13 protein-coding genes are annotated in these 14,588 nt (G+C 73.9%); 5 read left to right on the forward strand and 8 right to left on the reverse strand.

What is annotated here, in order from left to right; all coding sequences use genetic code 11:
* Positions 1–99: 99 nt before the first annotated feature.
* The 3 genes from AC067A_RS15605 to AC067A_RS15615 all read right to left on the reverse strand — a co-directional run bounded on the left by AC067A_RS15605 (position 100) and on the right by AC067A_RS15615 (position 3,920).
* Complete coding sequence (locus tag AC067A_RS15605; protein ID WP_367828334.1) at positions 100–678, reverse strand: TerD family protein; 579 nt, start codon at positions 676–678, stop codon at positions 100–102.
* 141 nt (positions 679–819) lie between these two features.
* Positions 820–2,949 (reverse strand): excinuclease ABC subunit UvrB, encoded by a 2,130-nt coding sequence (uvrB, locus tag AC067A_RS15610; RefSeq protein WP_478619875.1) that lies wholly within the window; start codon positions 2,947–2,949, stop codon positions 820–822.
* A gap of 71 nt (positions 2,950–3,020) precedes the next feature.
* Positions 3,021–3,920, reverse strand: coding sequence for an MHYT domain-containing protein (locus tag AC067A_RS15615; RefSeq protein ID WP_478619878.1), 900 nt, complete (start codon positions 3,918–3,920; stop codon positions 3,021–3,023).
* Positions 3,921–4,187: 267 nt separating this feature from the next.
* Between AC067A_RS15615 and AC067A_RS15620 the strand changes: the two genes are divergently transcribed.
* Together AC067A_RS15620 and AC067A_RS15625 are read left to right on the forward strand one after the other, a co-directional pair.
* Positions 4,188–4,754, forward strand: a complete 567-nt coding sequence (locus tag AC067A_RS15620; protein WP_478619880.1) for a methylated-DNA--[protein]-cysteine S-methyltransferase — start codon at positions 4,188–4,190, stop codon at positions 4,752–4,754.
* A 166-nt stretch (positions 4,755–4,920) separates the two neighbouring features.
* Positions 4,921–6,207, forward strand: coding sequence for an MFS transporter (locus AC067A_RS15625; protein ID WP_478619883.1), 1,287 nt, complete (start codon positions 4,921–4,923; stop codon positions 6,205–6,207).
* 155 nt (positions 6,208–6,362) lie between these two features.
* Here AC067A_RS15625 and AC067A_RS15630 read toward each other — a convergent pair whose 3' ends face one another.
* The 4 genes from AC067A_RS15630 to AC067A_RS15645 form a co-directional block, all read right to left on the reverse strand.
* The gene (locus AC067A_RS15630) at positions 6,363–7,352 is read right to left on the reverse strand and encodes a TolB family protein (protein WP_478619885.1); all 990 of its coding nucleotides are present in this window, start codon (positions 7,350–7,352) and stop codon (positions 6,363–6,365) included.
* Between the two features lie 4 nt (positions 7,353–7,356).
* A complete protein-coding gene (locus AC067A_RS15635; protein WP_478619888.1) occupies positions 7,357–8,661 on the reverse strand; it encodes an MFS transporter in 1,305 nt (434 codons plus the stop codon).
* A complete protein-coding gene (locus AC067A_RS15640) occupies positions 8,661–9,998 on the reverse strand; it encodes a discoidin domain-containing protein (protein WP_478619891.1) in 1,338 nt (445 codons plus the stop codon). The genes AC067A_RS15635 and AC067A_RS15640 overlap by 1 nt, the downstream gene beginning before the upstream one ends.
* A 285-nt stretch (positions 9,999–10,283) precedes the next feature.
* A complete protein-coding gene (locus AC067A_RS15645; RefSeq protein WP_478619893.1) occupies positions 10,284–10,640 on the reverse strand; it encodes a cupin domain-containing protein in 357 nt (118 codons plus the stop codon).
* A gap of 275 nt (positions 10,641–10,915) precedes the next feature.
* Here AC067A_RS15645 and AC067A_RS15650 point away from each other — a divergent pair, with 275 nt between their 5' ends.
* Together AC067A_RS15650 and AC067A_RS15655 are read left to right on the forward strand one after the other, a co-directional pair.
* Positions 10,916–11,947 (forward strand): pseudouridine-5'-phosphate glycosidase, encoded by a 1,032-nt coding sequence (locus AC067A_RS15650; RefSeq protein ID WP_478619896.1) that lies wholly within the window; start codon positions 10,916–10,918, stop codon positions 11,945–11,947.
* A 50-nt stretch (positions 11,948–11,997) separates the two neighbouring features.
* Positions 11,998–12,924 carry a carbohydrate kinase family protein gene (locus tag AC067A_RS15655; RefSeq protein WP_478619899.1) on the forward strand — a complete coding sequence of 309 codons (927 nt, stop codon included), beginning with the start codon at positions 11,998–12,000 and terminating at the stop codon, positions 12,922–12,924.
* 181 nt (positions 12,925–13,105) lie between these two features.
* On the opposite strand, the gene AC067A_RS15660 is transcribed toward AC067A_RS15655, so the two are convergent.
* Entirely contained in the window at positions 13,106–13,756 is a 651-nt protein-coding gene (locus AC067A_RS15660; RefSeq protein ID WP_478619902.1) for a nucleoside/nucleotide kinase family protein, read from the reverse strand.
* Between the two features lie 74 nt (positions 13,757–13,830).
* On the opposite strand from AC067A_RS15660, the gene AC067A_RS15665 reads away from it, so the two are divergent.
* Entirely contained in the window at positions 13,831–14,583 is a 753-nt protein-coding gene (locus AC067A_RS15665) for an SDR family NAD(P)-dependent oxidoreductase (RefSeq protein WP_478619905.1), read from the forward strand.
* Positions 14,584–14,588: the final 5 nt, after the last annotated feature.

Here is a 14,588-nt window from a genome sequence, read left to right on the forward strand (position 1 = left end):
TCTGTCCCCTCGGTGTTTCCTGGTACCGGAACAAGTTCATGCGGGACAGCTCCCGGCGGCCTGATGCCTCCGGGAGCTGTGGGTGCGTCCGCGCCGCGGTTACAGGTGCGGCAGGATCGCCGGCATCAGGTCCTGGAAGGTGCGGCCGTTGGCCGGGTTGCCCAGGGCGGTCATCTGCCAGCCGGAGCCGACCCGGTGGACCTTCGCCATGATCTGCGCGGTGTAGTTGCCGCCGCCGTCGAGGGTGTAGCGCGCGAGCTCCTGACCGTTCGTCTCGTCGACGATCCGGCAGAACGCGTTCTGCACCTCCTGGAACGTCTGGCCGGTGAAGGAGTTCACCGTGAAGACGATCTGGTCGATGTGGACCGGGACCCGCTCCAGGTCGACGAGGATCGCCTCGTCGTCGCCGCCCTGGCCCGCGCCGCCGACGAGGTTGTCACCGGTGTGCTTGACCGAGCCGTCGTCGCTGACCAGGTGACGGAAGAAGACCACGTCGACCGGCTGCTTGTCGGCGAAGAGGACCGCCGAGGCGTCCAGGTCGATCTCCCGCGTGCGCGAACCGAAGAGGCCGCGGCGCGGCGCGGCCTGCCAGCCGAGGCCCATCCGCACCTGGGTGAGGCTGCCCCCGCCCTTCTTCTCCAGGCTGATGGCCTGACCCTTGGTCATGTTGACCGACACGCGTATGCCCCTCTCGTTTGCGTTCCCCGCGTCCGCCGTTCCGGTGCGTGCGGTTGTCGAGCACCCTACGCAGCGCCACCGACACACGGTGGGCGCGGTCCGGTTTTGTGTCGGTCTTGCAACACACCGGACCGTGTCCGGTCAGGCGAGTCCCGCCTCCTTCATCTGGCGCAACTCCTTCTTCAGCTCTCCCACCTCGTCGCGGAGCCGGGCGGCCACCTCGAACTGCAGCTCGGCGGCCGCGGCCCGCATCCGGTCGGTCATCTCCTCGATGATCGCGGCCAGTTCGGTGGCGGGACGGTCGCCGAGCTCGACCGTCGAGCCCGCCTTGCCCCGGCCCTTGGCGCCGTGCGCGGCGAGCGAGGGGACGGGTGCCTTGGCGCCCTTGCCCTCCTTCGCCTGGCGGTAGCCGCTGCCCAGCAGCTCCTCGGTGTCGATCTCCTCGCGCGCGATGGTCGCGACGATGTCGTTGATCTTCTTGCGGAGCGGCTGCGGGTCGATGCCGTGCTCCGTGTTGTACGCGATCTGCTTCTCGCGGCGCCTGTTGGTCTCGTCGATGGCCTGCTCCATCGCCGGCGTGATCCGGTCGGCGTACATGTGGACCTGGCCCGAGACGTTTCGGGCGGCACGGCCGATCGTCTGGATCAGGGAGGTCCCGGAGCGCAGGAAGCCCTGCTTGTCGGCGTCGAGGATGGCGACGAGCGACACCTCGGGAAGGTCGAGGCCCTCCCGGAGGAGGTTGATGCCGACGAGGACGTCGTACTCGCCGGCGCGCAGTTCGCGGAGCAGCTCGATGCGGCGCAGGGTGTCGACGTCGCTGTGCAGGTAGCGGACCTGGATGCCGAGCTCCAGGAAGTAGTCGGTGAGGTCCTCGGCCATCTTCTTGGTGAGGGTGGTGACGAGGACCCGCTCGTCCCGCTCGGTGCGCAGCCGGATCTCGTGGACCAGGTCGTCGATCTGCCCCTCGGTGGGCTTGACGACGACCTCGGGGTCGACGAGGCCGGTGGGGCGGATGATCTGCTCGACGAAGCCGTCGCCGCGGGAGAGTTCGTACGTCCCGGGGGTCGCGGACAGGTAGACGGTCTGGCCGATCCGCTCCTGGAACTCCTCCCACTTGAGCGGGCGGTTGTCGAGGGCGGACGGGAGCCGGAAGCCGTGGTCGACCAGGGTTCGCTTGCGGGAGGCGTCGCCCTCGTACATGGCGCCGATCTGCGGCACGGTGACGTGCGACTCGTCGATGACGAGGAGGAAGTCCTCGGGGAAGTAGTCGATGAGGGTGTTCGGCGCGGAGCCGGGCTCGCGTCCGTCGAAGTGCATCGAGTAGTTCTCGATGCCGGAGCAGGAGCCGATCTGCCGCATCATCTCGATGTCGTACGTGGTGCGCATGCGCAGGCGCTGGGACTCCAGGTGCTTGCCCTGCTTGTCGAGCTCGGCGAGGCGCACCTCCAGCTCGCGCTCGATGTCGTTGACGGCCCGCTCCATGCGCTCGGGACCGGCGACGTAGTGGCTGGCGGGGAAGACGTACAGCTCGCGGTCCTCGCTGATGACCTCGCCGGTGAGCGGGTGGAGGGTGGAGAGGGCCTCGATCTCGTCGCCGAACATCTCGATGCGGACGGCGAGCTCCTCGTACACCGGGAAGATCTCGATGGTGTCGCCGCGGACGCGGAAGGTGCCGCGGGTGAACGCCAGGTCGTTCCGGGTGTACTGGATGTCGACGAAGCGGCGGAGCAGCTGGTCCCGGTCGATCTCCTCGCCGACCTTGAGCGGGACCATGCGGTCGACGTACTCCTGGGGCGTGCCGAGGCCGTAGATGCAGGAGACGGAGGCGACCACGATGACGTCCCTGCGGGTGAGCAGGGAGTTCGTCGCCGAGTGGCGCAGCCGCTCCACCTCCTCGTTGATGGAGGAGTCCTTCTCGATGTACGTGTCCGACTGCGGGACGTACGCCTCGGGCTGGTAGTAGTCGTAGTACGAGACGAAGTACTCCACCGCGTTGTTCGGCAGGAGCTCGCGGAACTCGTTCGCCAGCTGGGCGGCCAGCGTCTTGTTCGGCGCCATCACGAGGGTGGGGCGCTGGAGCTTCTCGATCATCCAGGCGGTGGTCGCCGACTTGCCGGTGCCGGTCGCGCCGAGGAGCACGACGTCCTTCTCGCCCGCGCGGATGCGCCGCTCGAGGTCGGCGATGGCCGCGGGCTGGTCCCCGCTGGGCTGGTAGGAGCTGACGACCTCGAAGGGCGCCACCGAACGTTCGATCTTGGAAACGGGCCGCATGCAACCACCGTACGACCCGGCACTGACAGTCGGGCGGTGATCGGCTCACCGCCCGGTGCGCGGGTGTCCCGTCACCAGTCCTGGGAACGGTGGCCGCCCCGCGGGACGCTCCGGCGGGCGGCGCGTCCGGAGGGGCGCGCCGTCCAGTTGGCGGGCTCGCCGTAGGACGGCACGTGGCGGGGGGCGGGCACCCCGGGGCGGTGCACGCTCCGGGTGTCGGGACGCTGCCAGTCCGGGTCGCCCATCACGAGCAGCGGGTCGAACATGACGACGACGGCGGCGAGGATCAGGAAGACCGCGGGGCCGATCAGCATGGGCAGGAGGAGCGAGGTGGCGGTGTCGCCGGTCCCGGTGCGGGGCCCGGTCCCGTGCAGGTGGACGCTGACGGCGGCCATGGCGGTGTAGTGCATACCACTCACGGCGACGCCCATCACCAGGCTCGCACCGAGGCTGGCCAGAAACCCGTGCACGGAGACGGCCGCCCAGAGGGCCGCGGTGGCGGCCACGACGGCGATGACCACGGAGACGGCGACGGTGAGGGTGTCGTACTCGACGCGGCCCTGGAGGCGCATGCCGGCCATGCCGAGGTAGTGCATGGTGGCGACGCCGAGGCCGGTGATGGTGCCGCCGGTGACCAGGGTCAGGGCGGTCGCGCCGCGGTAGCCGACGATGAAGATGCCGATGCCGACCATGACGACGGCGACGCCCAGGCTGGCGAAGGTGATGGGGCGGTCGTAACCGACGGGCGCCTGCTGGACCGAGAAGCCCATCATGGCGATGAAGTGCATCGTCCAGATGCCGGTGCCGATCGAGGTGGCGCCGAGGGCGAGCCAGCCCGCCTTGAAGCTGTCGCGGTGGCGGAGCGATCTGGTGGTGCACCTCAGCCCGAGGGCGCCGCCGAGGCACGCCATGAGAAAGGCGGCCACCGGCGTGACGAGCCCGTAGCTGAATCCGTCGACCGTGCCCTGCATGAGCGTGTGTCCTCCACCCCTGGTGCCACGTCGTCCGAAAACAGTCGGTACCGCTGGGTAGTACTACCGGGGCGAGATTATGGCGCCCCGGGCCTCCGGCGACCACGTGACCGGGTAATTGCCGGTGGTGAGACCGGAGCGAGACCGGTCCGTGATCTTGGACCCGGCGCCGGGCGTCCCCCGCCGGACCCGCGGCCTGGGCCGCTCGACCCGGTCGGCGGACCGGGCCGGACCCCGTTGTCGGTGCCCGGCCGTACCGTGGGCGGCATGGACATCGAAGCGGGGCCGACGGGCGGGGCGCGGGACGTCCCGGCGGAGTGGACGGTCGTGGAGAGCGCCATCGGGCCGCTCTTCCTCGCCGCGACCGGGCGGGGGCTCGTGCGGGTCGAGTTCCACGCCGACCCGGCACGGCGGTCGCGGACGCTCGACCGGCTGACCGGGCAGCTCGGCGCGGAGCCGGTGGAGTGCGCCTCGGGACTGCTCGCCGAGGCGATACGCCGGCTCGACCGCTACTTCGGCGGCGAACCGGACGACCTCGCCCTGCCGCTGGACTGGAGCCTGACGACCGGCTTCCACCGGCAGGTGCTGCGCGAGCTGGCGGCGACCGTGCCGTACGGGACGGTCGTCGGGTACGGCGAGCTGGCCCGGCGGGTGGGGCAGCCGGGCGCGGCCCAGGCGGTCGGAGCCGCGATGGGCGCCAACCCGCTGCCCCTCGTCGTGCCGTGCCACCGCGTGGTGGAGAGCGACGGCGGGCTCGGCGGTTTCGGCGGCGGCCTGGAGACCAAGCGGCAGCTGCTGGCCCTGGAGGGCGTGCTGCCCACACCCCTGTTCTGAGCGGGAGCCCGCCCGAGCCCCGGGGCCCGCGCTTCCGGGGGGGGAGCCGGTCGGGGTCTCGCGCTTCCGGGCGGAGATCCGGTCGGGGTCCCGTGCTTCCGGGCGGAGATCCGGTCGAGAGGGCGGACCTTTCCCCTCGGGTGAGACGGCTGGCACACTCACGCGAGTGACCCACACCTCCGATGCTCCCGAAGCCACGCTGCCCGAGCACATACCCGTCACCGACGCCGAGTTGCCGGCGCTGCGCCGTCGCATCCAGGCGGTACTGATCGGCACCCAGATCCTCGGCGGCCTCGGCATCGCCACCGGCATCGCGCTCGCCGCCGTCCTGGCCAGGGACGTGAGCGGTTCCGAGGCGCTGTCCGGGCTCGCCTCGACGGCGACCGTGGCGGGACCCGCCCTGCTCGCGATGCCGCTGGCGTCCCTGATGGCCTCGCGCGGACGCCGGGCCGGGCTCGTCCTCGCGTACCTCCTCGGGGCCGTCGGTGCCGGGGTCGCGGTGCTGGGGGCGGTCGTCGAGAGCTTCCCCCTGCTGCTCGTGGGCCTCGTCGGCTTCGGGGCCGGGTCCTCGGCCAACCTGGCGGCCCGCTTCGCCGCGGCCGACCTGGCCGAACCGGACCGCAGGGCACGGGCCATCTCCACCGTGGTGTGGGCGACGACCATCGGGGCGGTGCTCGGTCCGAACATCGCCGCACCGGCCGGGGAGAGCGTCTCCGGTCTCGGCATCCCGGCCGCGGCGGGCCCGTTCGTCTGGGCCGCCGGCGTCTTCGTCGTCGCGGCGGCCCTGGTCGCCCTGCTGCTGCGGCCCGACCCGCTCCTCACCGCCCGCGCGCTGAGCGGCGCCGAGGCGGGCAAGGCCGCGGAGGGCCGGTCGCTGCGCGCCGGCATGCGGGCGGTGCGGGAGTCGCCGACGGCCCGCCTCGCGCTGGTCACCGTCGCCGTCTCGCACACCGCGATGGTGTCGATCATGTCGATGACGCCGGTGGCCCTCACCCACCACGGCGCGGACATCCAGTTGATCGGGCTGGTCATCAGCGGCCACATCGCGGGCATGTACGCCTTCTCTCCCGTGATGGGCTGGCTGTCCGACCGGCTCGGCCGGCTGTCCGTCATCGGCCTCGCCGTCGGGCTCCTCGGTGTCGCCGCCCTCGTCGCGGGCACCGCCGGGCCGAGTCACGGCCGGACCGCCGCGGGGCTCTTCGTCCTGGGCCTCGGCTGGTCCGCGGGGCTGGTGTCCGGTTCGGCCCTGCTCACGGACTCGGTGCCGCAGGAGGCGCGGGCCGCGGTCCAGGGACTCTCCGACTTCGTCATGAACACCGCCGCCGGCCTCGGCGGACTCGCCGCGGGCCTGATCGTCTCGCAGGCGGGCTACGGTCCGCTGAACGCGATCGCCGCCTGCCTGCTCCTGCCGATGGCGGCGCTCGCGGTGCGGAACGTGCTCCGGAAGGCCTGAGACCGTCCGCCGTACGGCCCGGGCGACGAACCGGGCCGGACGGCACGACACGACGTGACGCGGGACGACACGACACCGCACAGCACGACGTGGCACACCGGGGCGCGCCGTGGCAGCCCCGCCGGGCACGCCGTGCCCCGGCCCGGCCCGGCCCTTCAGCGCGGGGCCGCCGGGGAGGAGGCACCGCTCACGAGCCGGCGCGGGGCGCCCGAGCCGTCCGCGGGAACCGACCAGACCCCTCCCCCGTAGCCGTACGCGAGGGTCTCCCCGTCCGTCCACAGGGCCTGGTCGTCGATGCCGCGCCGCTCGGCGACCGGGTGCTCGCGGCCGGAGCGGAGGTCGTACACGTACAGCCGCCACGGCTCGCGCGGACCGTCCGAGACCCGCTTCTTGAAGGCGATGCGGGTGCCGTCCGGGGACAGTGACGGGCATTCGGTGTTCTCCCGCAGCGCCCGTGCCGACCAGGACCGCATGTCCCCCTCGACGAGGTGGGTGCGGCCGCCGGTGGACACCGTGGCGTAGAAGCGGTTGTCGTCGGCGGCGAACGTGACGCCCCAGTAGTTGACGTCCGGGGCGTGGTGGCGGCGCCCGCCGAGGGTGAGCGGGATCTGCTCGATGTTCTTCACCAGGTAGCCGGTGCGCAGGTCGAGGATCGAGGTGCGGGTGGAGAACGACGAGCGCGCGTAGGAGTCGCCGGTCGCGAACATCGTCCAGGAGAGCATCTGTCCCGAGGCGGAGACCCTGGCCCGGCTGGGGATGCCGGGCAGGGCGATGCGGCGCAGCTCGCGCAGGTGCCGGTCGAGTACGAGGACGTACGAGCGGGCCGGTACGCCCGGCCGTCGCTGGAGGCAGAGGGCGGTGGGGCCGGCGGCGTGGAAGCGGTCGCAGGAGGGGCCGCCGGCGACCCGCCCGCCTGGCGCGGACGGGTCCACGCGCGCGATGCGCCCGCTGGCGGTGTCCCGGGCGTAGAGCGCCGCGCCGCCGTCGAGGGTGAAGCCGGCGTCGGCGGTGCCGGTGGCGGCCTGCCGCCCGGAGGCCGCCCGCAGGGTGTAGGCCGTGGCGCCGCCGCCCAGCAGGAGGAGGGCGAGGACGATGACGCCCACGCGCGCGCGTGCGGAGAGGCGGTCACCGGTCGGGGCGTTCATGGGGTCAGTCCTCTCGGAGGGGCGTGGGGTCGGCGGGGGCCCGGGGCGCCTCGGGCAGGAGGCGGGCGGCGCAGCACAGGGCGGCCGCGAGGGCGACGAGCGCGACCACGAGGGCGGTCTCGGGGCCGCGCGCCGTCCACAGGGCCCCGAAGGCGACGGCGGCGCCGACCCGGGCGAGCGCCTGGGCGGTCTGGACGAGCGCCAGGCCGCCGGCCTGGCGCCCCTCGGTGAGGAAGGGCCCGGCCAGGGCCATCAGGACGCCGTCGGTGGCGGCGTAGAAGACCCCGAGCAGCCCGAGGACGCCGGCCAGGACCGCGCCGCCGGGCAGCGGCGCCAGGAGCAGCCCGTAGGCCAGGAGCAGCGCCCCGTGGCCGTACAGGAGTGGTCGGCGGCGTCCCGTGCGGTCGGCGAGACGTCCGGCCGGGACGGCGAGCAGCAGGTAGACGGCGGCCGCGCCGAGCGGCAGGAACGGGAACCAGGTCGCGTCGAGGTCGAGCCGGCGCTGGAGGAGCAGGTAGAGGAAGGAGTCGCCGACGGTGGCGGCCCCGAGGAGGGCGGCGCAGAGCACGATCCGGCGGTACGCGGGCGAGCGCGGCGCGGCGAGGAGGCCGCCACGCGCGCGTGGCGGGGCGGGAGCGGTGCGCGTGCCCGCCGGGCCGGGCGGATCGGGGCGGGGCGGTGTGCTTCGCCGTCCGGGGACCAGGAGCAGCCACAGCAGGACGCCGAACGCGCCGACGCAGAAGCTGACGGCGAAGACGGCCTCGTACGCCTCGGCCGTCGCCGACAGGAGGGCGAACGCGGCGAGGGGGCCGAGGAGCGCGCCCGTGGTGTCCATGGCGCGGTGCGTGCCGAAGGCGCGGCCCAGGTCCTCCGGCGGGCTGTGCAGGGTGATGAGCGCGTCGCGCGGCGCGGTCCGCACGCCCTTGCCGAGCCGGTCCGCGGCGAGCGCGGTGGCGATCCCCCCGGTCGCGGCGCCCGCGAGGAGGAGGCCGAGCCGGGAGCAGGCGGAGAGGGCGTAGCCGAGCCCGGCGACGAGCTTGTGGCGGCCGCCGCGGTCGGCGGTGGCCCCGCCGAGGAGCCGTACGAGCGCGGTGGCGCCGGTGGACAGGCCGTCGAGCAGCCCGAACTGGAGGGGGGAGAGGCCGAGTCCGAGGACCAGGTACAGCGGCAGGACGGCGGTCACCATCTCCGAGGAGACGTCGGTGACCAGGCTGACCGCGCCGAGGGCGAGGACGGTGCCGGGGACGCGCCGCCGGACCCCCGAAGGGGCGGGCGGCGCGTCGCGGCGACCGGTGGTCGCGAGGTACATCAGTGGCAGGTGTAGGTCGGGCCGGAGTCCTTGACCTGGTCGTCGGTGCCGACGTACTGCCAGGTGTAGGTGGTGTCGGTGAGGTCCAGCTTCAGGACGCCGTAGGGGCCGCTGATCCGCTTCTGGCTGTTCGGCTGGACCGTCTCGATGTCGTAGGGTTCGGCGCCGCCCATGCCGCCGACGATCTCGACGATGCCGTCGGCGGTGGCCCGCCCGCTCGGGTCCTGCGGGGCGAAGCGCTCGTAGTGGTGGTCGTGCCCGTTGAGGACGAGGTCGGCCTTGGCGCCGTACAGGATCTGCCAGACGGGCTTGGAGACCGGGTCGTTGCCGTGGCCGCCGGAGGAGTACAGCGGGTGGTGGAAGTAGGCGGCGATGCAGCCCTTGGTGTTCCGCGCGAGGTCGTCCTTGAGCCACTGGATCTGGGCGGCGTCGTCGAAGGAGTTGGAGTCGAGGGCGACGAAGTGCCAGTTGCCCTGGTCGTAGCTGTAGTAGGGCTTGCCCTGCGGGTAGGCGATCGCGCCGAAGTAGGACTTGTAGCCGGCGAGCGGGCCGGCGGGGTCGTAGGTCTCGTGGTTGCCGGGGACGGGCCGGGTCTTCGCCTTGAAGACGCCCCAGGTCTTGTCGTAGTAGGCGCGGAAGTCGGAGAGCAGGGCGTCGTCGTACTGGTTGTCGCCCATCGTCAGGTAGAAGGAGGGCGCGATCCGCTGGGCCAGTGCGGCGGTCTTGGGGTGGGCGCAGGAGCTGCTGGAGGCCGTGCACTGGGCGGCGATGTCGCCGGCCGCGACGACGGTGAAGGCGCCGCCGGGCGGGGGCGTGGTGGAGGTGGTGCCGTAGACCTCCACCGTGTAGAGCGAGTAGCCGTACGAGGTGCCGCGGGCGGTCCCGTACACACGGAGGTAGCGGCCGGTTCCGGTGAGGCCGGTCCAGTCGTCGGTGCCGCCGTTCCCGGCGGTCTCGGTGGCGAGACGGGTCCAGGTGCTGCCGTCGGCGGAGATCTCGACGCGGTAGGCCTTGGCGTAGGCGGCCTCCCAGACGAGCTTGACGCGGGAGACGGTCGCCGAGGGACCGAGGTCGACCTTGATCCACTGGGGGTCGACGCCTTCGGTGCTGGCCCAGCGGGTGGTGGAGATGCCGTCGAAGGCCTTCTCCGGGCCGAAGGTGGAGTCCTCGACGGAGGAGGAGGTGGCGGGCCGTCCCTGGGAGATCAGGGAGTCGGCCGCGGCGGCCCGGTCCGGGAGGGCGAGCACGAGCCCGCCGACGAGGAGCAGGACGGCCGCGAGGACGAGGCCGAGGCGGTTGGCGGGGCGGAGGGGTGGGGCGGAGGCGTACAGGCGCATACCTGGGCTCCCTGGCCTGAGGGGTGGCGAGAGCTGGACACCGGTGCGGCGCACCACGGCCCGTCCGCGCGGGCCGGCGCCCGTCCCGCGGGGATCGCGGGCGCGGGCGGCCGGCCTGTGGCGATTCGGGCGCCACGCGGTGGGGTGGTGCTCGGCGGCCGGGTCAGAGCTCTCGCTGAGCGCGTCACGCCCCTGGATCGGGCGCCGCGCCAAGCCGCCGCCGGGGATGCTATCGGATAGGAAGGTTTCCTACCAGACTCTTGACCGCCCGGCGGCCCCGGCGGTTCAGAGGCTGATGTGGTACGCCTTGCGAAGGGTCTCGTGCACGGTCCAGGTGGTCCGGTCGCCCTCGCGCAGCACGCAGGCGTCGCCGGGGCCGATCTCCATCGTCTCGCCGCCCTCGACGGCGACGGTCGCACGCCCGGAGACCACCACGAACAGCTCGTCGGCCTCCGTGTCGGTGACGACGCCGGGGGTGATCTGCCAGATGCCGCGCAGCTGCTTTCCGTCCGCCGACTCCCACAGCACCTTGCCGGTCACCTCGGGCGTGCCGGAGACGATCTGGCCGGGGTCCAGCGGCTCCGCCTCGAGCTCGGCGTCAGGGACGTGCACGGCGAAGGAAGGCAGGTCATGTGTGGTCATGGGCGGTGACTGTAGCGGGGGTCCACGGCCGCCCCACGGCCGGGACCGGCTGGAATAACACCCTCCGTTTCGTCTCTCACCAGGAGTGATGCCCGAACACCGACGCGACGACGAAATCCGCAGACGGCCTTCGGCGCAGCGTCCGGTGGGTGCGGCGGACCCCGCCGCCGGTCGCGCCGGGCCGCCCGTGACGGATTCCGCAGGCACCGGCCACTCCGTGGCGAGAGGTCGCCCACGAGGTTTGCGCGGCCCGTGGGCGCGCCAAGGAATGGGACATGTCCACACAGGTGTCCGAAGAGGTACGGGAGGCGCTCCACGAGGGCCGCCCCGTCGTCGCGCTCGAGTCGACGATCATCGCCCACGGCCTGCCGCGCCCGCGCAACCTCGCCGTGGCGCTGGAGCTGGAGGAGCTGGTACGCGCCGGGGGCGCCGTCCCGGCCACCGTCGCGGTGGTCGACGGCACGGCCAGAGTGGGCCTCGGCCGGACGGCCCTGACCCGGATCGCCGAGGACCCGGCGGTACGGAAGCTGGGGCACCGCGATCTGGCCCCGGCCCTGGCGGCCGGCGCCACCGGGGCGACCACGGTCTCGGCGACGGCCTGGCTCGCGGCCGCCGCCGGCATACGGGTGTTCGCGACCGGCGGCCTCGGCGGGGTGCACCGGGAGTGGAGCGAGACGCAGGACGAGTCCGCCGACCTGCGACTGCTCGCCCGGGTCGGGATCACCGTCGTGTGCGCCGGGGTCAAGTCGATCCTCGACGTGCCCGCGACGCTCCAGCGCCTGGAGACGCTCGGCGTGACGGTCGTCGGGTACGGCACGGACCGCTTCCCCGGCTTCTACCTCTCCTCCTCGGGCGAACCCGTCGACTGGACCCTGCGCACCCCGGCCGAGGTGGCGGCGGTCATGCGGTCCCAGGACGCGCTCGGCGGCCCCCCGGCGGCGCTCGTCGTCGCCAACCCGGTCCCGGAGGCCGAGCAGTTGGACCCCGCCCTGCACGACCGGGTGCTGGCCCAGGCCCTCGCGGCGGCGAAGGAGAAGGGCATCACGGGCCAGGCGGTGACCCCGTTCCTGCTCGAACACCTGACGGTGCACACCGAGGGGGCGTCCCTGGAGGCGAACCTCGCGGCGGTACGGGGCAACGTGCGGCTCGCGGCGAGCATCGCGGGCGCGTACGGCGCGGGTACGGGCGGGACGGGAACGGGAGCGGCAGGGGCGGGAACGGCGGACTCGGGAGCGGCAGGGACCGGGACGGCAGGGGCGGACTCGGGAGCGGCAGGGGCGGGGACGCGCGGCCCGGCCGGCCGGTGAGGTCAGCCGCCGGGGACGCGCACCCGGGTGACACACCCCTCCCCCGCCCGGTGAGCACCTCCGAAGGCGCGCTGCTCGTCGTCGGGGACGTGGTCACGGACGTCGTCGCCCGGCACAGGTCGCCCCTCGCTCCCGCGACGGACACGGCGGCCGAGATCCGGACGCTCCCCGGCGGCGCCGGAGCCAACGCCGCCTGCTGGGCGGCCCGTTCCGGTCACGCGGAGGTGCGGCTCCTCGGCCGGGTGGGCACCGACGCGGCCGGCTGGCACGAGCGGGCGCTGCGGCGGGCCGGCGTGCGGCCCCTCCTCGTACCGGACGAGGAGACCGCCACGGCGACGGTGATCGCGCTCGTGGACGCCACCTCGGAGCGCACCTTCCTGACCGACAGCGGCGCCGCCCTCCGCCTCTCCCCCGCCGACTGGTCCGCCGGGCTGCTCGACGGCGCGGCCCGGCTGCACCTCTCCGGTTACCTGTTCTTCGCCGACCCCAGTCGCGAGACGGCCCGCCGAGCCCTGCGGGACGCCCGGGCGGCCGGCGTCCCGGTGAGCGTCGACCCGGCCTCTGCGGGCTTCCTGGAGCAGCTGGGCACGGAACGGTTCCTGGCCGCCGCGAAGGGCACGGAGGTGCTGCTGCCCAACGCCGACGAGGCCCGGTTCCTCACCGGCGGCGCCGAACCGGACGCGGCGGCGGCGGAGTTGAGCCGGACCTTCCCTCTCGTCGTCGTCACCCTCGGTGCCGCCGGCGCCGTCGTCGCCCAGGACGGCGCGGTCACGGCACGGGTCGCGGCGCCCCCGGTGCCCCCGGCGCGGCGCGTGGACTCGACGGGCGCGGGCGACGCGTTCACCGGCGCCTTCCTCGCGGCCCTGCTCGCCGGCGCGGACCCCGTGCGCGCCGCCGGGGCGGGCTGCCGCGCGGGCGCGGAGGCGGTCACGGTCGTGGGCGGCAGGCCGCCGGACAGGGGACCCTACCGTCCCTGATCGCCGAACGGACCGGCTCGCGGGGCCTCCCCGCTCCGGCCCGGTCGACGGGACACTCCCCTGGGCCGGTCCGGAAAGTCCCGCCCGGCTCCACTTTCCGGACCGGCCCTTGAGGTTTGTCGTCACACACGAACCGACGAGACCCTCGTTCCATGCGCCGAACTACTTCGGACTTACTCGTCTAGCCCGCGTCCCGGCCCCCGCCGAGGCCGGTCCAGGCCGGGTGGCGGGGGTCGTCGGCGCGTACGACGGCGTCGGCGGTCCCGGTCGGGTCGACCTCCGACTCGTAGCGGGCGAAGGCGGGGAGGGTCCACTGCTCCTCGGTGCGCCGGGCGAGGGCGGCGGGTGACAGGCGCAGGTGCACGGTGAGGTCGAAGGGGAACCAGTGACCGAGGAGGAAGGGCCCGTGCACCACGAGCACGCCGCCGGGCGGCAGCGTCACGTACGGGCTGCGGGTCGCCCGGTCCTTGACCGGGTCCCACAGGTCGGGCAGCACGCGGCCGGTGCCGCCGGGCCCGAGCGGTCCGAAGACCTCCCGCCACAGGGCCCCGTTGTCGACCCATCCGTCGTAGTACGCGTCGGGGTCCCGCTTCCCGTACTCGAACCGGAGGGACGCGGGGCGGAGGAACCCGCCGGTCCCGACCACGTGGACGGAGCGCCCGCGGGCCCGCAGCGCCTCGGCGAGCAGGTCGGCCAGCTCGCCGCCGGGCGCGGCCGGCGGCCCGTCGATGCCGACCTTGAGCCACTCGCCGCCGTCGGAAGGGGTGGCCGGGTCGACGCGCCCGGCCAGGGCCTCGGCCAGTCGGTCCCAGGTGATCGCCTCGTATCGCATCCCGCTCATCCTGCCCGCCGTTCGCGCGTCCCGCTTGACCTTGCCACTGGCGTCACCGTTCGACCATCGCACGCATGGACACCACCACATCCACCAGGGTCGTCGTCGTCACCGGCGCGGGCACCGGCATCGGCCGGGCCACCGCGCGGGCCTTCGCCGGGCGGGGGGCGACGGTCGTCGCCGTCGGCCGCCGCGAGGCGCCGCTGCGGGAGGCCGCCGAGGGACACGCCGGAATCCACCCGTTCGTCGCCGACATCACGGCCGAGGGGGCGGCCGAGGAGATCGTGCGCGCCGCCGTCGGCACCCACGGCCGCCTCGACGTCCTCGTCAACAACGCCGGGATCTCCACCGGCGGGCCGCTCGGCACGCTCGACCGCTCCGTCGTCACCCCGCTCCTGGAGACGAACCTCGTCGCCCCCGTGCTGCTCACCCAGGCCGCCGTCCCCGCCCTCCGGGCGTCCCGGGGCGTGGTGGTGAACGTGTCGACGACCGTCGGGCAGCGGGGCTGGCCAGCCAACTCCCTCTATCCGGCGACCAAGAGCGCCCTGGAGACGCTGACCCGCTGCTGGGCGGTGGAGCTCGCGCCGGACGGCGTCCGGGTCGTGGCGGTCGCTCCCGGCGCGATCGAGACCCCCATCGCCGACCACATGGGGCTCTCACCCGAGCGGCGGGCGGCGCTGCGGGCCTGGCAGCTCGCGCACACGCCGCTGGGCCGGATCGGCAGGCCCGAGGAGGTCGCCTGGGCGATCACCGCGCTCGCCGCCCCCGACGCCTCTTTCGTGACGGGCACCGTGCTGCCCGTCGACGGGGGCGCGCTGGTCTCGTGATACGA

Source organism: Streptomyces sp. NPDC043176, from assembly GCF_056436715.1.